This window comes from Aerococcaceae bacterium zg-252 (assembly GCA_016237705.1).
Taxonomy (GTDB): domain Bacteria; phylum Bacillota; class Bacilli; order Lactobacillales; family Aerococcaceae; genus Globicatella; species Globicatella yangjingiae.
In genome coordinates this window covers 1,909,497-1,930,628 of record CP066204.1, presented here as the reverse complement: position 1 = coordinate 1,930,628, position 21,132 = coordinate 1,909,497, and the positions used below count along the sequence as shown (strand labels likewise).

Annotated in this window: 17 protein-coding genes; 13 read left to right on the top strand and 4 right to left on the bottom strand. The window is 33.4% G+C overall.

What is annotated here, in order from left to right; all coding sequences use genetic code 11:
• Positions 1-66: 66 nt before the first annotated feature.
• A complete protein-coding gene (locus JDW14_09090; GenBank protein QQD65414.1) occupies positions 67-987 on the top strand; it encodes a LysR family transcriptional regulator in 921 nt (306 codons plus the stop codon).
• A gap of 68 nt (positions 988-1,055) precedes the next feature.
• On the opposite strand, the gene JDW14_09085 is transcribed toward JDW14_09090, so the two are convergent.
• Positions 1,056-2,240, bottom strand: a complete 1,185-nt coding sequence (locus JDW14_09085) for an NADH-dependent oxidoreductase (protein QQD65413.1) — start codon at positions 2,238-2,240, stop codon at positions 1,056-1,058.
• 511 nt (positions 2,241-2,751) lie between these two features.
• On the opposite strand from JDW14_09085, the gene JDW14_09080 reads away from it, so the two are divergent.
• Positions 2,752-3,285, top strand: coding sequence for a GNAT family N-acetyltransferase (locus JDW14_09080; GenBank protein ID QQD65412.1), 534 nt, complete (start codon positions 2,752-2,754; stop codon positions 3,283-3,285).
• 69 nt (positions 3,286-3,354) lie between these two features.
• On the opposite strand, the gene JDW14_09075 is transcribed toward JDW14_09080, so the two are convergent.
• Positions 3,355-4,203, bottom strand: a complete 849-nt coding sequence (locus tag JDW14_09075; GenBank protein QQD65411.1) for a MerR family transcriptional regulator — start codon at positions 4,201-4,203, stop codon at positions 3,355-3,357.
• 84 nt (positions 4,204-4,287) lie between these two features.
• Here JDW14_09075 and JDW14_09070 point away from each other — a divergent pair, with 84 nt between their 5' ends.
• Positions 4,288-5,319: a dihydrodipicolinate reductase gene (locus JDW14_09070; protein ID QQD65410.1), complete on the top strand. Its 1,032-nt coding sequence runs from the start codon at positions 4,288-4,290 to the stop codon at positions 5,317-5,319.
• Between the two features lie 316 nt (positions 5,320-5,635).
• Positions 5,636-6,856, top strand: a complete 1,221-nt coding sequence (locus JDW14_09065) for an ATP-binding protein (GenBank protein ID QQD65409.1) — start codon at positions 5,636-5,638, stop codon at positions 6,854-6,856.
• Positions 6,857-6,957: 101 nt separating this feature from the next.
• Here the strand turns inward: JDW14_09065 and JDW14_09060 are convergent, their stop codons facing one another.
• Entirely contained in the window at positions 6,958-7,905 is a 948-nt protein-coding gene (locus JDW14_09060; protein QQD65408.1) for a helix-turn-helix domain-containing protein, read from the bottom strand.
• Between the two features lie 137 nt (positions 7,906-8,042).
• Between JDW14_09060 and JDW14_09055 the strand changes: the two genes are divergently transcribed.
• The 8 genes from JDW14_09055 to JDW14_09020 all read left to right on the top strand — a co-directional run bounded on the left by JDW14_09055 (position 8,043) and on the right by JDW14_09020 (position 18,131).
• Positions 8,043-10,325, top strand: coding sequence for a family 78 glycoside hydrolase catalytic domain (locus JDW14_09055; GenBank protein QQD65407.1), 2,283 nt, complete (start codon positions 8,043-8,045; stop codon positions 10,323-10,325).
• Positions 10,326-10,427: 102 nt separating this feature from the next.
• Complete coding sequence (locus JDW14_09050; GenBank protein QQD65406.1) at positions 10,428-11,372, top strand: alpha/beta hydrolase; 945 nt, start codon at positions 10,428-10,430, stop codon at positions 11,370-11,372.
• A 272-nt stretch (positions 11,373-11,644) separates the two neighbouring features.
• Positions 11,645-13,507: a PTS sugar transporter subunit IIA gene (locus tag JDW14_09045; GenBank protein ID QQD65405.1), complete on the top strand. Its 1,863-nt coding sequence runs from the start codon at positions 11,645-11,647 to the stop codon at positions 13,505-13,507.
• A gap of 158 nt (positions 13,508-13,665) precedes the next feature.
• Complete coding sequence (locus tag JDW14_09040; protein QQD65404.1) at positions 13,666-13,968, top strand: PTS lactose/cellobiose transporter subunit IIA; 303 nt, start codon at positions 13,666-13,668, stop codon at positions 13,966-13,968.
• Positions 13,969-13,981: 13 nt separating this feature from the next.
• A complete protein-coding gene (locus JDW14_09035; GenBank protein QQD65403.1) occupies positions 13,982-14,287 on the top strand; it encodes a PTS sugar transporter subunit IIB in 306 nt (101 codons plus the stop codon).
• A 14-nt stretch (positions 14,288-14,301) separates the two neighbouring features.
• A complete protein-coding gene (locus tag JDW14_09030; GenBank protein ID QQD65402.1) occupies positions 14,302-15,582 on the top strand; it encodes a PTS sugar transporter subunit IIC in 1,281 nt (426 codons plus the stop codon).
• The gene (uidA, locus tag JDW14_09025) at positions 15,582-17,339 is read left to right on the top strand and encodes a beta-glucuronidase (protein ID QQD65401.1); all 1,758 of its coding nucleotides are present in this window, start codon (positions 15,582-15,584) and stop codon (positions 17,337-17,339) included. Before JDW14_09030 ends, uidA begins: the two co-directional genes overlap by 1 nt.
• Positions 17,340-17,546: 207 nt before the next feature.
• A complete protein-coding gene (locus JDW14_09020; GenBank protein QQD65400.1) occupies positions 17,547-18,131 on the top strand; it encodes a DJ-1/PfpI family protein in 585 nt (194 codons plus the stop codon).
• Positions 18,132-18,209: 78 nt separating this feature from the next.
• Here JDW14_09020 and JDW14_09015 read toward each other — a convergent pair whose 3' ends face one another.
• Positions 18,210-19,412, bottom strand: coding sequence for a helix-turn-helix transcriptional regulator (locus JDW14_09015; GenBank protein ID QQD65399.1), 1,203 nt, complete (start codon positions 19,410-19,412; stop codon positions 18,210-18,212).
• 154 nt (positions 19,413-19,566) lie between these two features.
• Between JDW14_09015 and JDW14_09010 the strand changes: the two genes are divergently transcribed.
• Positions 19,567-21,042 carry an MFS transporter gene (locus tag JDW14_09010; protein QQD65398.1) on the top strand — a complete coding sequence of 492 codons (1,476 nt, stop codon included), beginning with the start codon at positions 19,567-19,569 and terminating at the stop codon, positions 21,040-21,042.
• The last annotated feature ends 90 nt before the right edge of the window (positions 21,043-21,132 follow it).

Here is a 21,132-nt window from a genome sequence, read left to right as displayed (position 1 = left end):
GTGTGAATGATTGCTTTTACCCCAACAATACAGTAAAGTGGACTTATAAAGGGTTGGAGGTGCGATATGAACTTTGAGCAATTATTACATGTTGAAGTATTATCCCAATATCGTTCAATGCAAGCAGCAGCCGAAGTATTACATATAACGAAACCTGGTTTGAGTTTATCTATTCAGCAGCTAGAAGATGAGTTAGGCATAAAATTATTTAATCGTTCATCTAAGGGGACAATTATTACACCAGAAGGAAGACAATTGCTCGCTGCTATGTCAGAAATTTTAAAGGCAAAAAATCACCTTGAGAATTTAGCAAAAGCCATTTCGAATCCCAAAAATATAAAACCGATTGTGATTCAATATATGAATACAATGTTACGGCCGTTTATAGATGTGTTTATCGAACAATACCAAGAACAACAAATTTCGTTAGACATTAGTTGCCATGAATTAGACACAATTGTTGAAAATGTAACGAATCAAACTATTGATGCTGGTTTTATAGCTGTTAATAGTTATGACGAGGAACTGTTAAAGAATATGACATTTACGCCGGTTATTGACAGTAAATTGGTGATTTTATGTAGCCTTGATAATCCACTTGCACATTTAAATCGAAAAATAACGATAGCCGATTTAAAAACTCAGAAATTTTGTCTATTTAATGATAAGTTGCATGATGCGATTTTTGAACGATTACAGTTTCAGTGCGGGCCGCTTGTACGGGTGCTAAGAGTTGATGATGCTTGGGCAATGGAAGAAGCAATCAATCAATTGAATACAATTTGTTTTGCGAGAGTGGTACAGAGTCAACTATCAAATGATGATAAAATAAAAAATCTGCAGACAATTGATATCGGCCATATTTTAAATGATAATTTTAAAATGGGTTGGTTGACGAACGCGAATAAAACATTATCCGACGAAACAAGACGTTTATTAAATGAGATTAGTCGAGCCATAGAAGCGGAAATGCGCAACATTGAATAAAAGAGAAAATCGCAAAAGTACGGATAAAACCCGTTTTTTGCGATTTTGACTATTATGCGATGAAACGATTATTGTGTACCGTCATGTGTTACGACATCATCTAGTTTTGTTGTAGTGAGTGTCTGTAAGTATTTTATACCAGGGACTCCAAAATATTCGGCATTTGCTAATAAATCAATCAATCCTGGTGTTAAGTGAGCATTGTTAACACTTTCTTCATTAAACTCAGTATAGATTTCATCTTCTTTACCATTGGATAATTTATAGGCAATCTGAGGGTCAATTAATGTTGCGCGGCCTAAGCTGACAAGGTCCACGTAATTTAAAGCGTCATTCATTTTTTCATAGGTCAAAATATTTCCAGCAATCATTAATAGAGCAGGTTCTTTGACACTAGGTTGGAATAGCTCAGCAAAATTTTTATCAGAATCAGCTGGAGTTTTTGTATAATCATTGGTTGATAAATGAATATAATCAAATTCGAATAGTTCGGTTAATTTACCGATGAGCTGAGTAGATTCATGCCATGTATAGCCAATGTTTTCGCCATGAATTTCTTCGGGACTAATCCGGTATCCAATAATGAAATTTTTTGGTGCTAAATCGTTTGCCACCTTGAAGACTTCTCGTGCAACTTCAATAGCAAAATTCATTCTTTTTTCTAGGCTGCCACCCCAGTAATCAGTTCGTTTATTTGAGAAAGCAGAGAAGAATTCTTGGTGTAAATAATGATTTGCACCGTGGATTTCAACACCATCATAGCCTGCTTCGATTGCACGTTTTGTAGCTGAACCAAAATCTTTGACAATTTGCCATACTTCATTTTCTGTTAATTCATGGAGTGGGTAATCAATCCAAGGAAAATCTAATACAGAAGGGACTTCTACACGACCGCCTAATACATGACGATACTGCGCTTCACGTCCTGAGTGTACTAATTGAAGAATGGCTTTATTGCCATCTTTTTTAAGATTTTTAGCTAATTCTACGTGACCCTCAATAAAACTGTCGTTATAAATAGCTAATTGTTCACGGTCTTTAGCCCAAGAACGTGAAGGACCACCATTTAAACTTACACTAGTATATTCTACAATGACCATGCCAGCAGATTGAGAGCGAGCACCGTAATATTTAAGTGTGTCTTCAGTGACTTTTTCATCCAAACCACTATTTGTTAGCATCGGGGATTGGATAATACGGGAATTGAGTGTTGCACCACGGCGTAAAGTAATTTTATCTGTTAATTTTTTCATGATAAATGCCTCCTTTATCATTAGTGTAACATTTCACAAAATGGTTGAGAATCAGATATATTTTAATGTAGTGTAAAGTTTTGCTAAACAATTTACGAAAAGGAGAGATTTTGGGAAATCGCATTCTTAGATGCATTTGTTGGAATAAAAAGCGAATATAAAATCAGTCAAGGGACAAATGCATCACGTTATAAAGGAAACAAGCATCGTCAAGGGGCACCTATGCCCTACTGGATACAATGCAATTAATTAAGAGGCACCGATATTCCATCACAAACAAATCACTGTCAAACCTTACATTTGTCTCATGAAAACCAATCAAAGCAAAATCATATTGTCAGCCCATCAACGTAGTGTTATACTACAAAAAAACTGAAAAATAAAGTAGATACGGATGAACAGTCTTGAAGCACCAGAGTAGAGGGCGTAGAAGTGTCAGAGCGTTTCAACAGTTTTGCTCAGTGACTGTCAAGACATTCAAACAGAATGAGAATACGAGGAGGGTTCCCCAATGAAAGAACTTGAAACAGAAAGATTACGACTAAGAAAGTTAAGACAAGACGATGTGTCAAAAATTTACTATGGCTGGGCGAATGATGCGGAAGTGACTAAATATTTAACATGGAATCCACATGAATCGATTGATGTTACGCAACAAATACTAGATATGTGGTTAGCAGCTTACCAAGATGAGCAGACAGTTCGTTATGGTATTGAATTAAAAGAAACGGCTGAATTAATGGGTATGATTGATATTGTAGAGTATTGGGACGAATTTCCAGTGATTGGTTATGCCCTAGGTAAAAAATATTGGAATCAGGGTTTCATGACAGAGGCATGTTCAGTTGTCACTGATTACTTATTTGAATTGGGGTATTCCAAGATTTTCATTGAAGCTGAGGTGGAGAATCTGGGTAGTAATGCAGTTATTGCAAAAAATAATTTTCAGTTAATAAAACAAGAAGTAAGACCACGCTCTCAGTTTAAAGAAGGCATGGTCAAGGTGAATATTTATCAAAAAGTAAATTCGAATCTACTACAATAATAATTAAATATATACTTTTTTGAACAATACAGACAGTTATTGAATTGTCGCATAGTTTCATGGAGAGGATTAATCCGTTGCTATCTTTTTCACTGGCACTTGTAGACGAATAAACATATGGCGTTTATTTTCCGTTAAATTAGGGTGTTCATAAATCACTTCGCAAATATAGTCACCGGTTATTTTATAGCCGGCTTTTTTAATAGCTTGATAAAAATGATTAAGCGACTGTAATTCCTCATTAAACGAGTGACAATAGCTAATTGCATAAAGAGCCTTTGGAAAATGGTGCGATATGAGTTTTTTAGTGGGACTTAATTGATCGTTAATGATAAACATTGTATTGGAGTACCAATGTTTGTCACAAAAATGGTGTTGTTCCATAATAGTACCAATTCGCATAAAAGGCGCCGGAATAATTTGCTCATTGACTAATGTGTTTTTAAATGCTCGTAAGCTTTTTTCATAGCCTTCATCATTCATTTGATAAATATTATTGTCTAGTTTGTAGGTAAGTGCTTCTCGCTTAGGTAAATATTCGAAAGTAAGTTGCGGACAATGATTATACTCAATATATAACTGAGCTGATTGTTGATATAAATCTAATTCCTTTAATTTTTGAGTTAATTTTTGATGTTCTTGAATCAATTGGTCTGCATGAGATTTGATTTCATTCAAAATACGATTTGGGTTTTCATCGGTTAAAATATGTTTTATTTGTTCAATAGAAAAATCCAGTTGTCGTAAATATTGAATAGTATCGATTAAAGCTGATTGGTTGATGTGATAATAGCGATAATTTGTGAATTTATCAACTTTATAAGGTTTTAGTAAATTTATTTCATCGTAATATCTTAAAGTTTGTATTGAAATATTGTTAATATGGGAAAATTCTCCTATTTTTAATAAATTATCCAAATTCCAAAACCCTCCTTGACTCTATAGTTACTATAGACATTATACTTCAATTGTGATAAAAAATACAAATAAGGAGTGTTTCAAATGGCATTAAACAAAGTAAAGGCAATTCAATATGGTTGTGGAAAAATGTCGAAAGTCATCTTTCGTTATTTAGCAGAGCACGGCGTTGAAATTGTAGGGGCAATTGATAGCAACCCAGCAATTGTAGGTCAAGATGTTGGTGATTTTGCTGAATTAGGTTATAAGACAGGTGTAGTCATTTCAAATGATGCTCAAGCAGTATTTGATAGCTGTCAAGCGGATATAGCTATCGTAACAATTTTCTCTTATATGCCTGAAACGTATGAATTTTTTGAATTGGCGTTGAAAAATAAAGTCAATGTGATTACAACATGTGAGGAAGCAATCTATCCATGGAATACATCACCAGCTGAAACAAATCGTCTAGATCGCATTGCTAAAGAAAATGGCGTTACGATTATGGGATCAGGTATGCAAGATATCTACTGGATTAATATGCCATGCTTAATGTTAGCAGGTATGAATCAAGTGAAGAAAATTAAAGGTATTGTGTCTTATAATGTGGAAGACTATGGTTTAGCTTTAGCTGAAGCACATGGTGCAGGTTATGATTTGGACAAATTTGATAAAGAAATTGCTTCAAAAGAAAGTTTCCCTTCATATATGTGGAATGCGGCTGAAGCAATCTGTTCAAAAATGAATTGGACAATTTCGTCTATTTCTCAAAAGAGTGTTCCTTATACATTAGAAGAAGATATTCATTCTGAAACATTAGGTCGTGTTATTCCTGCTGGACAATCAACTGGTATGTCAGCTGTGACAGTTGTGAAAACTTACCAAGGCATTGAATTGGAAGTAGAATGTATTGGTAAAGTATACCGTCCTGAGGACGGAGATATGTGTGATTGGTATATTACAGGCGAACCAGATATGGAATTCACATTGAAAAAACCAGATACAGTAGCGTTAACATGTGGTACAATTGTGAACCGTATTCCAAGTGTATTGGCAGCTGAACCAGGTTTTGTAACTTGTGAAAAAGCTCCAACAACAGAATATGCTACTTATCCAATGCATTTATATGTGAAATAATCGAGCATAAATAGGATAAAATAACTATTAATTTTTAGCCACTTTTATTAATATCAAGCTTATTAAGTAGAAAGTAAGATTTCTGACAAAAACCCGTCCAATCTGGAATTGAATTCCATTTTGGACGGTTTTTTTGTTGAAAAAGTATGGGAAATTACCTAAAATAGATTTGTGAGGTATATTAGTTTTAAAAAGAAAAAAATAATGTGGATGAGAGTATTTTGGCTTGAGATATTGATGCATGAGTAGCATGCAGAAGTGATTTCTGAAGTGTAGATTTAGCAAACTCGAGCTAATCGGAATAAGGAGGGATAGAATGGCATATATAAAAAGAACAGCTGAAAGTCTCGTAAAAAAATTAGTTTCAACGTTTAAGATTGTTTTAGTTACCGGACCACGACAAGTAGGAAAATCAACTATGCTGAAGTATTTGTATGGTGAAGAGTATGAGTATATCACATTTGATGATATTAACGAATTGAGCTTAGCGAAATCAGATGCTAAATTGTTCTTTATTAATCATCCCGGGAAGTTGATTATTGATGAGGTGCAATTATGCCCCGAAATATTTATTGAGATTAAGCGAATCGTTGATTCAACTGATGAGGTAGGACGTTTTATACTAACAGGTTCACAGACTTTTTCACTTATGCAAAATGTAAGCGAGAGTTTAGCAGGACGGGTAGGTATTATGGAATTAAAGCCTTTATCGACACAAGAGATTATAGGAAATTCAGAGGTAGAATCTTTTAAACCGTCTGTTACTGCAATCAAAGAAAAGGAAACAGCAGTAGATTATTCTGAAGTATGGAATATGATTCATCGAGGAGCAATGCCAGAATTATATCATCGACCAGATGTGGATTGGGAAATGTACCATGCGAGTTATTTATCTACTTTTATTCAAAGAGATGTGAGACAGTTAACGGCAATCCAAGATTTAAATATTTTTAATCAGTTTATTTCAGTTTTAGCAGCGAGAACTAGTCAAGAAGTAAATTATGCGAGTATTGCTCAGGAGGTTGGAGTTGACCAAAAAACGATCAAATCATGGATAGGAATATTAGAAGCAAGTGGTATGGTATACATTATTAATACTTTTTCTAATAATCAGTTAAAACGTGTAACGAAAGCCCCTGTTTTATATTTTTTTGATACAGGATTAGTCGCATATCTTGGGCGGTGGACGACGCCTCAAACATTGCAGAACGGTGCATTTGCAGGTGCGATTTTAGAGAATTATTGTGTGTCTGAAATTTTGAAATCGTATAGTAATCAAGGTAAGAGCCACTATCCAATTTATTTTTATCGTGATAAAGATAAGAAAGAAATTGATTTAATTATTGAAGATTCGGGTGTGTTATATCCAATTGAAATTAAGCATTCAGCAAGCCCGAATGCAAAAATGGCTAAGCATATGGCTGTCCTTGAAAAAGCAGAGGGATTTAAAGTTGGTATCAAAACAATACTAGCTCAAGTTGAGAAAAATTATTTAATTGCAGAAGATATTTTAGTTTATGCGATTAATCGGTTATAGAGATTTGAAATACAAAGAACAGTAGGGCTGGGGTAGAAAGTAAGAACTTTTTGCCCAGCTTCTTTTTAATATCTTTCTGATTTGTAATAGCAATAAATAGCTTATTTTGACATTAAATTACGATAATGTTTAGGTGTTATACCATAGCGTTGTTTAAATAATCTGAAAAAATGACTTTCGCTTGAGTAACCGACTTGATAGGCGATGTCAGTAATTGAATGTGATGTCGTAGTTAGTAAGTTTTGTGCTAGCCGTAATTTTTCTTCTGATATTAGTTCAGAGATAGTTTTGCCAGTTGCTTTTTTTATATATCGTGATAAGTAACTTGGGCTAAAGCTTAAGGTATCTGCTAAATATGTTTGCGTGACAGTTGCTGGATTTGCTTGAATTAGTTGCAGACAGTTAGCTGTTAACGAACTGTGTGAAAATGAATTAGCTGGATGATTCAAATCTTGTAATTGGGATAAAAATTGAATCAGCGAGGCAATAACAGACAAATGGTTATTAAAATTATGTTGAATATAGTTCGTAATAAAGTTCTGAAAAGAAACTTCAGCATTGATATCAGATAATGTAATAGCGGTAAGTAAGTTATTATCTGATTCTAGTATTGTTAGTGGCTGTGATAATTGGTTGATTTTATGGAAAAGGTCAGAATGAATCAATATGTTAATCACTAGAGGCACGGCTTGTTCTAAAGGGGCTAATAAATGTTGTCGGTTTTTTGGAATAATGCATAAGCTCCCTTCATTGATGATAATTGGCTCATGACCAAGAATGTGTAGTAAACGACCTTTAGCGACATAACATACTTCAATATAATCATGATAGTGTAAGTGAGTTGGTTCTGTTAGTTCGTGAATTAACAGAGCCAGTTGTGCATTGGAGGGTAGACCAGCCCTTGCTAAGATAGTCGAAAAGTCAAACAAATTTGCTGGGTCATTTAATTTAGTAAAAGGCATAAAATCATCATCTGTATAGATATAAGGAAGTTGAGGATAGGGTGTTTCAAAGGTGGGTAGGTTATTAAATAATGTTTGATGAATCATTCTATTCACTCCTTAATATCATATTATCACAGTTTTTAATCAAATACGAACATTGTTCTATTTTGTTGCCCCTATTAATATAATTACTGTAATCGAGTATTTTATAGCGTGAGCGAGTCAGAAAAGGAGCAATTATGATGCGAAACAACCAATTATCATGGGTAGGTCGCTGGATTTCAACAGACCTAGCAATAGTGAGTGAAGAACCGGTATTCTCATTAGCTGATATGTTTGCTGGTAAAAAAACTGAACAAACACCAGTTGAAGAACGCTTGAATCCTACTGTGTATTTTAAAAAAGTATTTTCGATGAATAAACGAATTAAAAAAGCAAAATTATTCATAACAGCACAAGGTATTTATCATACGATGATTAATGGAAAAGAAGTAACCGATGCTATTTTTACACCAGACTATACGAATTATCAACAATTTTTAATGTATCAGCAATATGATGTAACGGATTTAGTGCAGAGGGGGACAAATGTTCTAGCAGTGGAAGTAGCTGACGGTTGGTATGCTGGGCGTATCAGTGTGCAAGGTGGCAGTACTCAATTTGGCAATCAGTTAGCATTGCTAGCCGATTTGGTAGTAACATTTGAAGATGAAACGCAATTTATCATTGGGACGGATAATTCGTTTACGGCAGGACGTGGAAAACATGTGTATGCTGATATTCAAATTGGTGAAAAGCAAGATTTACGTTTAGATACGGATTGGCAAATTAGCGAAGAGGAGTTACCAGAAGTCGTCTTTGAAATCAAGGCTGATTACAAACGATCAACATTGCAAGAAGGCCCTATGGTATATCGGCAAGAAATGTTAGAGGCTAAAAAAATTTGGCGGGAAAATGATGCGTATATTGTTGATTTTGGTCAAGTAATTGCTGGGAGAGTACGTTTATCGACTGATTTAGCAAATGGTCAAGAAATTACGATTGAGCATTCAGAAGTGTTGAATGAAGTTGGCTTATTTTTTCATAATATAGTAGGTCGTAATAAAGAGGCTCGAGATATTTTTATTGGGCGTGGACGCAAAGAAATCTTAGAACCAGATTTTACGTTTCATGGGTTTCGCTATGTGAGAATAACAGGTTTGACTCATTTGGAACTAGAAGATATTAAAGCCATTGTAATTTATTCTCAAATGGAAACAACAGGATACTTTAAAACGAATGATGTGAAAGTGAATCGTTTATTGTCGAATATTTTATGGAGTCAAAAAGGGAATATGTTATCGATTCCGACAGATTGTCCACAAAGAGAACGAGTAGGTTGGACGGGTGACATGCAAGTATTTGCACCTGCCTCAACTTTTTTCATGGACACCAATCAATTGATTCAGCGGTGGCTTAAAAGCGTCCGAATTGACCAACGTGAGAATGGTGCTATTGCCGATTATTCTCCTGAACCACTTGATGCGAAAAACTTGGCATTTACAGGAGCAGACGCTTCGGCTGGGTGGGGTGATGCGATTATTATGGTGCCCTGGACTTTGTATCAACGGTATGGGAATAAAGAAGTTTTAATTGAAAATTATGAGGCGATGAAGAAATGGTTTGCATTTGGACAATCAAGTGCAGCGGGGGATAAAGAGGGATTGAGTCGTTATATTTGGGATACGCAATTTCATTATGGTGATTGGATGTTTCCGAGTTTTATGATGAAAGATCCGAATCCGATGAAAACAGCAGAAGTTACAAAAGATTTGGTTGCGACAGCATTTTTAGCACATTCTGCTGAATTATTAGCTCAGATTGCTGAACTATTAGGTGACGAGGGTCAGCCGTATCGTGATTATGCTGCGAATGTTAAAGCAGCTTTTACTCAAGTGTTTGTAACGGAAATAGGCTATTTAACAGCAGATTATCAAGGATGTTATGTGCTAGCATTAGCATTTAAAATGGTGCCACCAGTTATGGAGAAACCATTGGTGAATCGTTTAGTTGCATTAATTGAAGCAAATGGTCGGCGATTAGATACAGGTTTTCTATCTGTACCGTATTTGCTTGATGTACTTTGTGAATACGGTTATGTTGAATTAGCGAAAGCGGTCTTTTTACAGGAAGAATGTCCGTCTTGGTTTTATGAAGTGAATCATGGTGCTACGACAATTTGGGAATCATGGGCAGGCATACAGCCTAATGGTGTAGTGGGGACTTTTTCGTTTAACCATTATGCCTTTGGGTGTGTGCTGGATTGGATGATTCGAGAAATTGTCGGATTAAAAACGATAGCACCAGGTTTTTCTAAAATTAAGATTGCTCCATCTGTCGAGATTGTAGAGAATTTTGAAATGTGTTATCAGTCAGCTGCTGGTTTGATTGAAGTGGTGAAACAAGGTAAAAATTGGACAGTAAAAGTTGAGGATAAAATTGTAGTCCAAGTTGATTTAAATCGTGTTCAAGGACATTTGGTATAGAAAAACAGTGAAAAGACAATATAGTATCTGAAAACAGAGTATAGAGAAAGTATAGTGCTTTTATTACAATAAATAGAAAGAACGTAAAGGAGTCGAGCGAGAATGTTAGTAAAAGAGTTTATGTTAGATGAGCAACATCCAGATGTTAAATTGACAGCATATGTCTTAGAAGATTCGTCTGAAATGCTAAATGGGAAAAAACGACCAGGGATTTTAATTTGTCCAGGCGGTGCTTATTTAAACTGTTCAGACCGTGAAGCTGAACCGATTGCGTTACGATTTGCAGCAATGGGATACCATACTTTCGTGTTGCGTTATTCAGTATTTTTAGAACATCCGAGTGAAATCGCTAAAGTGTTTGGTGGTGAAACATTTGAATTGCGAGAAAAATCAGTTTATCCAGCGCCAATTCATGATATTGCTAAGGCGATGATGATTTTACATGAACATGCGTCAGAATGGCTACTTGATACGGATAAAATTGCATTATGTGGTTTTTCAGCTGGTGGACACAATGTACTCAATTATGCAGTAAATTATAATAAACCCGTAATTACTGAATATTTCGATGTGGACTTAGTAAAACCGGCAGCGATTATTGCGGGGTATCCGGTTACTGATTATGTATTTATGAGAGATATTACAGCACAGCAGGATAGTATGGCACAGACATTATTTAAAGTGAGTAATTTAGCTTTATTTGGTGTGGAGGAACCGGATGAAGAGATGCTTAAAGCAATGAGTCCAACTTATCATGTGGATAAAACGACACCACCGATGTTTTTATGGGCGACAGCAGGGGATAACTTAGTGCCGGTAGGACATACAACGAGGATGGCGACTGCTTTAGCAGATAAGCAAATACCATTTGAAGTGCATATTTATGAACAAGGGGAGCATGGACTGGCATTAGCGACTCAAGCGACTGCGTCAGCTAAGACGGAAATTAATCCAATTGCTGCTGAATGGATTGTGTCGGCTGATAAATGGTTACAGACACGCTTTGCTTTACCATTAAATGAATTGCCAAACTGGCGTAGTGAATAAAAAAGTATAGGGCTTCTGTGGTAAAGACAGGGGCTTTTGTGTTGTATGTAGGGAAAGGATGATTAAATTTTCATAGAAGAAGTTTCTGTTCTTCGTAATAATATTATTAAGTATTTATAGTGTTATTTAAACTATTTTTTAAATCTCACTGAACGGTAAAGTATATTATTAATTAATTGAAATATTACCGTATTCATAGTGGTAAATAATCAAGTGGACATAATACCTAATAATTGATAATATAAAGCGAAATATCTATAGGAGGTGAGTTAATGAATATTAATCTGTATGAAATATTAAATTTACTTTCGGTAGATGAATATCAAACATCTAAAGAATTAGCTGAAAAAATAGGTATAAGTGAAAAAACATTTCGAAATAGAGTTGAAGAATTGAATTTATTCTTAGAAGATTACGGGGCAGTCATTCGAGCAAAAAGACGTTATGGTTATATTTTAGATATTTATAATGAAACGTTATTTTTAAGTATAGAACGAGGAAAATCAGTTGAAAATATACCTTCTTCAAATGAAGAGCGCCAAAAATTATTGTTGAAATTGTTATTGGAAACGAATGATTATTATAAGATAGATGAAATTGCTGAGAAATTTTATATTTCGAGAAATACAATATCGAGTAATTTGAAAAGAGTCGAGGAGATATTAAATGTCTATCAGCTTAAATTAGAGCGCCGTCCTAATTATGGAGTACGAGTAATAGGAAAAGAATTTAGTAAGAGGACTTGCTTAGTCAATAACTTATTTGAATTTTATGAAAATAAGTTATTGGCTGAAAATTTAATGGCTATGCTTGTTCAAGGTAATATAAGGCATAAGGTATCTATGTCAGAAGTAGCAATGGAAAATTTTGTAAAAACCATTATTGTAAGTTCTCAGAGAATTCAAACAGGATTTACAATTGATGAAATATCCGGATATAAAAATATTAGTGAGGCTACTCGCATCATTATGGAAAATTACTGCGATATTATAGAATCGATTTTTCAGATAAAGCTGTTGGAGATAGAGAAACATTTTTTTACAATTCATTTTAGTGCACTACTATCATCTGATTCATATAGCAAATATGGCCCTAATTTTATCATTTCTAGTAAAGTAGATGAATTAGTTTTTAAAATGTTAACTCGAGTTTTTGAAGCATTTGCAATTAATTTTCGGAATAATTTAGAGTTGCGTATGTCTCTTAATCAACATATGGTACCAATGGATATTCGATTGCGTTACCATATCCCAATCGGAAATCCTCTGAAAGAAAAAATAAAAAAAGAATATCCATTTCAGTATACTATAGCAGCAACTGCTTGTACTGTTCTTTCTGAAACTTATGACTATGAAATATCAGATGATGAAATAGCATTTATTGCTATTATATTTGCACTTGCAACAGAAATGCGAGGGCATAAAATTCATAAGAAAAATATTATTTTAGTATGTGTGTCAGGTAAAAGTAGTGCTCAATTATTTAAGTATAAGTATCTGCAAGCTTTTGGTGAATACATTAATAATATTTTTGAATGTAATATCAATGAGCTAGATGATTTTAATTTTACAGCGAATGATATAGATTATATTTTTACAACAGTGCCGTTAAGTAAAAAATATCCAATTCCAATTTATGAAATTAATCTTTTTATTGATATGAATGAAATATTGACGTATCGACAATTTTTTGAAAGCAGTGGTCGAGATAAAGTATTGAGTTATTATTCAACAAATTTATTTATTCCAAATTTGGAAGCAATAACTCGAGAAGAAGTGATTGCTAAGATGTGCTGTCATATTAGCAGTTATGGCATTCTTCCAGTTGGTTTTGAATCGGCTGTACTGAAACGAGAGGAGTTGGGTCAAACAGATTTTGGGAATTATATTGCAGTCCCACATCCATATAAGTTAATGAGTGAAGAAACATTTGTTGCAGTAGCAATCTTAAACAAGCCGATATTATGGAAAAATAATGAGGTTCAAGTGGTGTTTTTAATATCTGTAGGGACACAAGAGGATCCAAATTTAGAGGATTTTTATGATAAAACGAGTAAAGTATTTTTTGATAATAATGCAATACAGAAATTAATTAGCGAACGTCGTTTTGAAACATTAATTGAAATATTAGAATAATAAATAAAATGACTCCTTACAAAAATTTTGTAAGGAGTTATTTTTATAAAATTTCTATCCAAAGAATACCGTTTATAAAGAGGTATATTTTACACTAGAGTATTTATTAGGATACAACTAAAATGAACTTGTCAAGATGTTAGCAAGAGGAGAATATTATGGAAAAAACAGATGTTATTATGGGATTAATTGTGAATGGTGGAAATGCAAGAAGTTTAGCGATGAAAGCTATTTATGCAGCAAAAAGAAAAGAATATGAGGAGGCAGAAAAATTATTAACTGAATGTAATGAGTTTTTAGTAAAAGCACATCATGCCCAAACAGAATTATTAACTAAAGAAGCCGGAGGAGAGAAGACAGATATCACATTATTATTGATACATGCACAAGATCATTTAATGAATGCTATGACGGTTAAAGATATGGCAATAGAATTTGTCGAATTATATAAAAGCAAGTAAGGAGAGAACGGATATGGTAAATATAACATTAATTTGTGCGGCAGGGATGTCTACATCAATGTTAATGCAAAAAATGAAAGAAGCTGCAAAACAAAAAGGTGTAGAAGTTGAAATTACTGCGATGGCGGAATCAAGCTATGCAACGTACACAGGACATACAGATATATTATTAATTGGTCCGCAAATGAGTTTTATTGAAGAAAAGATAAGAAAACAATATGAACCTCAGGGAATTAAAGTAGAGGTAATAAATATGATGGATTATGGCATGATGAATGGAGCAAAAGTTCTTGAAGATGCACTAAAATTAATTGGATAGGAAGAGTGATAGAAATGGATAATAAATTATTTAAATCAATAATGAGATCTGTAACAGCTTTTTCAAATAATAAATATGTTAAAGCGGTATCAGATTCTATGATGACATTGATAGGGTTAATGATTTTAGGCTCTTTTGCTGTAATTTTTCAAGCATTTCCCGTAAAATTTGTTTCTGAATTTTTTGCTTCGATTGGAATTGCACCATACTTTGGAATAATTTATCGTTTAACTATTGGTTCTATTGCATTATATTTAGTGTTTTTAATTGCAAAAAATCTAGTATCAAAATTTGACGTTGATGTGGACGCTAGTACAGTAGGTTTAGTTGCAATTATGTCTTTCTTAATTTTAACGCCATTAGATTTAATTGCTAAAGAAAATTCTAATATTATGGCTTTACCATTAACATGGTTAGGAACGTCTGGGATGTTTTCTGCCATTATTATTGGGCTTTCAGTAGCTAAACTATATGCATTGATGAAAGAAAATAATTGGTCAATTAAAATGCCTGATGGTGTTCCACCTATGGTAAGTAAGTCGTTTGAAAATCTTATTCCTACTGTTGTTATAGGTGTTTTATCAGCTGTATTAGCCTTTTTATTTAATCTGACGTCATTCGGTAATATTCATCAAATTGTGTATACAGTAATTCAAGCACCATTAAATGGTTTAGGTGGATCAATGGTTGCAGTAGTATTTATTATTGCATTTCAACAATTACTTTGGTTCTTCGGTATTCACGGAACTAATGTTATTTCACCGATTGTAGGGCCAATTTGGTTATCATTGGCGGCTGAAAATCTTGATGCCTTTCAAGCAGGAAAAGAATTGCCTCATATCGTAACTCAGCCTTTAATAAATATTGTTTGTTGGGGTGGTAGTGCGTTAGGGCTTGTATTATTAATGATATTTGTGGGTAAAAGTAAGCGATATAAAGAACTAGGAAAAATTGCTATTATGCCTGCATTGTTTGGGGTTACGGAACCCGTTATTTTCGGTACTCCATTAGTTTTGAATTTCAACTTTTTTGTACCATTTGTATTCAATAATTCAATCAATCTAATTTTAACATTTATATTAATTAAACTAGGTATTTTAGCCCCTGCAATTGGAGCGCAAGCAGTTTTTGGACTACCTTTAGGATTCCACGCTTCAATTGGCGGTAGTATGGGATTAATTATTTGGCAATTAATTGTTCAGTTAATCATCTCACCTATTTTGTGGTTACCTTGGTTTAAACATGCAGATAACCTAGCAGTTCAAGAAGAAAATTTAATAGAGGGTGAAAAATAATGTTATACCCAGTTCAAAATGAAAGAAGAATTAAGTTTGATCTTTCAGGAATATGGAATGTTGAGATACAGAATAAAAAAAACAGTACGGTAAAGGAGTTTACGATTGCTGTACCGGCATCATTAAATGATCAAATTTTAGATGTAGATATTAGAAATCATGTTGGGGATTTCCATTTTAAGAAAAAGTTTTTTATGAATCCTAATTTAATAGATGAACGTATAGTTCTAAGATTTGGATCAGTTACTCAATCTGCAAAAGTTTTTTTAAACGAAAATTTTCTGGTGGAGCATTATGGCGGATTCACTCCATTTGAAGTAGATATAACGAATTATGTTATTTGTGGAGAGAACCTATTGGAAGTAGTTGTTAATAATATTTTAGATGAAACGACACTTCCGGTAGGATGCCACATTAAAACAGGAAATAATGAAAAAGTCATTCCAATGTTTGATTTTTATAATTATTGCGGAATCAATAGACCGGTATCTATTTATACCACTTCTAAGACTTACATAAAAGATATTGTTATCGATTATGATGTTAAGGGAAATCGAACTATGATATCTCCTTTAATCACAATTATTGGGGAATATCATAAGATAAGCTTAGAAATTATAGATGAAGAGGGCAAAACAATTGCTTCAGCTTATTCTAAACATGCATCTTTAATTATTGAAAATACTAATAAGTGGGAGCCATTAAATGCATATTTATACACTTTAAAAGTGCGATTGCTAGATGAAGAAGATAAGTTAATTGATACCTATAGTGAGGAATTTGGTATTAGAACAATTGAAATCAAGAATAATCAGCTTTTAATAAATAATAAGCCGATTTACTTAAAGGGATTTGGAAGACATGAAGATTTTCCGGTTTTAGGTAAAGGAATGAATGAGGCAATCATGAATTTTGATCATAATGCGATGAAGTGGATTGGAGCAAATTCCTATCGAACATCACATTATCCTTATTCAGAAGAAGAAATGAGACTTGCTGATAGAAATGGGTTTATTGTGATTGACGAAGTGCCTGGGGTGGGCTTGTACTCCAGATTTAATCCAGATGTCACTAAAAATGTGAATGATATTAATACGTGGGAACAAATGAAAACGAAAGATGCTCATATATCAGTAATTAATGAACTGGTTAAACGAGACAAAAATCATCCTTCTGTTATAGCTTGGGCAATTGCGAATGAACCGGCTGGGCATCAAAAGGGTGCTAAAGAATATTTTGAGCCATTATTTAATCAAATCAGAGAATTAGATCATGAAAAGCGCCCAGTTATTGTGCCTAATATTGTCAACGCAACGCCTGAGTCAGATCAAATTACTCAATTTACAGATATAATTTGTTTAAATAGATACTATGGCTGGTATATTGATCATGGTGAATTAGATTTATCGATATTAAAATTAGAAGATGAAATCAAAAAGTGGCATAGTCTTTATCCTGAAAAGCCAATTATGATAACTGAATTTGGTGTAGATACTGTGCCTGGTATCCATAGCATTTATAGTGCGCCTTATTCTGAGGAGTTTCAAATAGAATTTTATAAAAGAACATTTGAAATACTTGATAAGTTGGATTATGTAATTGGAGAGCATTTATGGAATTTTGCTGATTTTTCAACTGCTAGTAATATTAGAAGAATTGATGGAAATTTAAAAGGTATATTTTCGAGGGATAGGAGACCTAAATCAATTGTTGAATTTATAAAGAATAGATGGCAAGATAAGGTTACCACTAAATGAATTGCCAAACTGGCGTAGTGAATAAAAAGTATAGAGCTTCTGTTGTAAAGGCAGGGGCTTTTTGTGTATGGGAAAGGGAATTAATATTATTTATCAGCTCATTGGACAGCTTTGTTAGGAGCCGGCACTAAATATTGTAGTATTTAATTATTGAATGGTACAATAAATTAGTAAGGGCAATATGCAAACGAGTAAAGGAGATGTTTTATGAAGAAGTTTTTAGTTTTGTTAGCTGACGGATTTGAAGAAATCGAAGCGTTAACGCCAGTCGATTATTTAAGAAGAGCAGGAATTGAAGTCGATACGGTTGCCATAACTGATAAGCTGCAAGTAACAGGGTCGCACCAGATTACAGTGATTGCAGATAAATTACTTAAAGATATTTCAGTTGATGACTATGACGGTATCTATTTGCCAGGAGGCTTACCTGGAGCGACAAATCTGCGTGATAATGAGACAGTGATTGAGTTAGTGCAAGCATTTAATCGGCAAGAAAAATTAGTGACGGCTATTTGTGCAGCACCGATTGTGCTTGAAAAAGCTGGTGTGATTAAGGACAAGAGCGTAACGAGTTTCCCGACTTTTTCGGCTGAATTGACGAGTGCAAAGCAGTATGTTGATAATCAAATTGTTGTAGTGGACGATAATGTCATTACCGGGCGTGGAGCAGCCGTTGCGATATATGAATCATTCAAAATTGTAGAAACATTGTTAGGTCGAGAAGCAGTTGAGAAATTAAAACAAGGCATTCAGCAGGATAAGGTTGAGGCTTTGTATGAATTTGAATCGTAAAGATAACATGATTGAGAGAAATCGAAATATTTCTAAATAAGTAAAAGAACCCAAACGTTAGCCCATAGTTTAACAGACTTAGGTTTGGGTTCTTTTTTTTCGATACTCAGAAGGGGTTTGGTTATATAATTTTTTAAATACTTTTATGAAATAATTGTTGTCAAGATAGCCGACAAATTCACTAATTTGAGAGATTTTCATATTGGTTTCAATTAATAAATCTGCTGCTTTTTTACAGCGTAATTTGGCAATATATTGTTTGATTGTTTCACCAGTTTCTTTGATGAATAATTTTGATAAGTAGGAATCAGAGACATTAAATTTATTTGCTAGGGCAGTTAGAGAAATTTCTTCAGAATAATGAAACATTAAAAACTCAGTAATATTAGAGATAATAGGATTATAATCCTTTTTATGAATTAAATAATCATGAACAGCTTGAGTTAGCTCAGTAATAAGTGTCGTCAATGATTCTTGAGTTGAATTAAATTTTAAATTTTGAATATTTTTTTGTGTAATTTGATCAATAATGATGACGGATAAACCACTTTTTTCGGCAGCTTTTCTTGCTAGCACACGAATCATCGCATTTGCAGTGTAGACATTATAATAGTTATATGCATATGTGCTATTGATTTTATCAAAAATATTTTTCGAAAAATTGGTAACGTCCTTGAATGCATGTTGAACAGCATTTATATCTCCAGATTCTATCATTAGCATTAACTGGTTTTCAAGTTCATACCTTTGATAAATATTTGTGTAGTCAATATTTCCTTTTGCGAAGTTCTTTTGGTAAGAGTTCTTTTTATTGTTATTATATTCAAATCGTACAAAATTAAAACTCGGATACTCAGAATTGAAAGAATTGATAATGGAATTTAATGTATCTGTTATACGGTAGGAGGATAATATGGGTATATTAGATAGATAATTCTCCATTGATATTGAAAAAGACGCAGGTAGTTTATTTTTAATTAAAAATTCTTCAATTTGTTTACGATCTGGGCTAACTTTCATATAAGGACCAATCATATAGAGTTCAGACGCAAAATAAAAGAAAAGAATACAGACATTCAATTCATCTATAAATTCGGTAAATGAATATTCTGGCACGTGTGAAATTAAATATTTTAATGATGAGACATGGAACATAGAACGACTGTAATGAGTAGACTGATATTGCGTAGAAATATTTTGCAATATATTTTCATCTTCAATTTTGTATACTGTGACCTTTAATAAGTTGGAAATTAACTTTGAGAAAAGTGTTGAAAGCATGAGAATCACCTGTTTTTTTTGTAAGCGTATTAATTAATAATAATATTATAGCATATTTTTTCTATTATTTTCATATTTTTTCTACCCCAAATTGATAAATCGTGGTAAATTATAATTACTATTAATGAAAGCGATAACACGAAAGGGGATTTATATGGAAGCAACGATGCAACATGAAACACAAGAAAGTAGAGCGATTTATAGAAAAGCAAAAATTTGGCAAATAATATTATATTCGTTTAATGCTTTAGGTGGAATGGCTATATATATATTAATGAATCAAGTGAGTTATGCTGCAAGCATTGGATTTGGTATTTCAACAACAGTAATTGGTGTGATTTTAACGGCATCTAGAATCTTTGATGCAATAACTGATCCTATGTTGGCATTTTTATATGACAGAGTCCAAACGAAATATGGGAAACTGCGCATTTTAATTATGAGTGGATTCATTATTGAATCTGTAGCTATTTGGTTAATTTTTGAAGGCTTAATCAATAAACAAATGGGGACATTTGTATTTGTTTTGCTAAATGGACTTTATGTAATAGGATATACACTGATTAATATGACTATTCAAACGATACCTGCATTACTGACTAATGATCCAAAGCAAAGACCAATGGTAGGAGTTTGGACCACTTTATTTAACTTCTTAGTTCCGACATCTTTAAGTATCTTTTTAAACGTAGTCGTTTTACAAAGAGCGGGAGGAACTTTTAATGCTGCATACCTTTCTATGGCAGTGAGATCAGTGTTATTTTTAGCATTTGTTGGAAATGTCCTATGCTGTATTGGTATTAGTGGTATTGATAAGCCAGAAAATTTTTTAGGAACGAACCGTCAAACTGAACCGTTAAAATTTAAAGATATGATTGACGTACTTAAAAATAATAAACCGTTAAGAGCTTATATTGCAGCAGCAGCATCGGATAAAATTGCACAAAATGCCGGCTCACAAGCCGTAATTACAACGCTATTATATGGGATAATTATAGGAGATATGGGGCTATCAAGTATCTTGCGATTGATTTCTATGATACCTTCCATTCTTTTTGCAATAATAGGTGCAAAATATGTTGGGAAAAATGGTGCTAAAAAAGGGATTGTAACTTGGACTTATGCGAGTATTATCGCATCTATTGTTACTGTAGTGTTTTTCGTTCTCATCGATCCAAGTAAAATTGCTAATAAAGGATTGGAAACAGCCATATATGTTATTTTAGGAATTATAGTTTTGGGCTGTACAATGTGTGTTACTATCTCAAATAGTTCATTTATGGCAGACATTGTTGATTACGAGTTAGATAGAACAGGAAAATATATTCCAGCAGTTATTTCTGGAACTTATAGCTTGATTGATAAAATTATTTCATCTTTTGGTGCTTTAATTTCTACATTTGCTATAGCAGCAATCGGTTATACATCAACTGTTCCACAACCTGGCGATGAAATGACAACAGGAGTATTTCTTATTGCGATGGCAGTAACATATGGGTTGCCTATTTTAGGTTGGATTGTTACTTTAATTGCAATGAAAAACTGTGATTTAACCATGGATGAAATGGTTCGTGTTCAAGAGAGAATTGCGGTGAAAAAAGAAGCACTCTCTAATAGTAAAAATATGTAAACTACTGAAGTAAACAATAATAAAATGTAATTCATATGTCGGTAGCTATGAAAAATAGTTGCCGACATTATTATTCAATATATTATGAGG